The sequence below is a fragment of the Methanoregula sp. genome, from assembly GCF_002835825.1.
In the GTDB taxonomy this organism is placed as follows: Archaea; Halobacteriota; Methanomicrobia; order Methanomicrobiales; family Methanospirillaceae; genus Methanoregula.
In genome coordinates, this window is sequence record NZ_PIZH01000489.1 from 1 (window position 1) to 1,534 (window position 1,534).

Genomic DNA, 1,534 nt, shown 5'->3' on the forward strand with positions numbered 1-1,534 from the left:
GTGCATGGTATGATCATTCCTTGAATCTCCGAAGAATTGAGCCTTGCGAAATTTGAGGACGAGAAGAGTTCAAAAGAACTCTTCGAATGGGCTTGCTTAAAGATACTGTTCATTCACCCTACACCGGGCATACGGAAAAGCGATTATATCATCACGCGAATACAATGGATTATCAATAGTTCCCGCCCCACTGTTGCCGACATTCAGCGGGCAGAGCCGGAGAGAATGCAACAGCCATGCCAGGATCCAAAAGCAGCGAATCAAAAGGCCGGATCTGCCCGGCAAAATACCTGAAAGAATATGGAGCCAAAAACCATGAAGACTGCGACAACCCATGAGACGGCAGAGATTGAAGAGATCGTGCGCCGGATCGTAGAAGTCGCCCACCCGGAGCAGGTTCTGCTTTTCGGCTCTGCGGCACGGGGCACAACCGGGCCTCATAGCGATCTTGACTTCCTCGTCATCAAAGCCGGCAGGTACAATTCGCGGAAAGTTGCCGGAATGATTTACCAGCGGATGCGGGGGATAGCCCGGTCGATCGATCTGGTGATCGTCACGCCAAAGCAGGTCGAAGAGTACCGCGACTCACCATTCAGTGTCGTGTATCCCGCAATGCGGGAAGGCAGGGTTATCTATGAAAGGAAAAAAGCACTCGCCTGATAACCCGGCAGAATGGCTTGCCCGGGCGAGAAGTTCCCTCGCCCTTTCAGCCGCAAAAACCCCTGGGGTTCTTTATGAAGACCTCTGCTACCAGGCCCAGCAGGCAGCAGAAAAATCTCTCAAGGAGGTGTTCGTGGCCCGGAAGATCCCTTATCCCTACACGCATGATATCAATGCCCTGCTCTCGGGACTCGAACAGCACGGGATTGTTATACCCGAGCCCCTGTGGAGTGCAGTAACTCTCACATCGTATGCTTCCGATACCCGGTACCCGGGACATGAAATCCCGGTTACCAAAGAGGAATATCACGGAGCAATAGGCTTGGCTGAGGATATCCTCCGGTGGGCAGAACACCAGGCCGGATGAAGCGGATCCTCATAAAAGAGGACGATCTTCTTGGAAAATTGTGCTGTTAATTCAGGTTTTTTGCGGACCCGCTTCCGGTAGATACGTTTGAAGTGGTCGTCCCAATTGAGTTCGATCTGTCAGGAGGTACTCTGCTGTCCCGCTGCTGCAGGGGTAATTCTTCTCGCCGGCATTTGCCTGTTTTATCCTGTGAACAATCCCGCCCACCTCCATCGGATACTGCATTGCATATTGAAAGCTGCCCTGTACCTCTCCCCAAAACACCGGTACAAAAAATGATAAATGTAAATATGCGTTCACGTATGATTTGTAGGAAAAGGAGGAGATGAGAATATGGCAGACACGATCGTTGCGCCACAACAAAGGAAGATGAACATCGTTGTATTGAACGGGAGTCCCAAGGGGGATGTCAGCGTAATGATGAAGTATGTTGCGTACGTAAAGAAAAAATGTCAGAAACATACGTATAAACAATTAAATGTTGAACAGGAATTACGTAAGAATGGA

2 protein-coding genes are annotated in these 1,534 nt (G+C 50.2%); both read left to right on the forward strand.

From position 1 onward, the window contains the following. The first annotated feature begins 300 nt into the window (after positions 1-300). Positions 301-660 (forward strand): nucleotidyltransferase domain-containing protein, encoded by a 360-nt coding sequence (locus CW742_RS12585; RefSeq protein ID WP_292420880.1) that lies wholly within the window; start codon positions 301-303, stop codon positions 658-660. Beyond that, positions 635-1,027, forward strand: coding sequence for a HEPN domain-containing protein (locus tag CW742_RS12590; RefSeq protein ID WP_292420881.1), 393 nt, complete (start codon positions 635-637; stop codon positions 1,025-1,027). Before CW742_RS12585 ends, CW742_RS12590 begins: the two co-directional genes overlap by 26 nt. Positions 1,028-1,534: the final 507 nt, after the last annotated feature.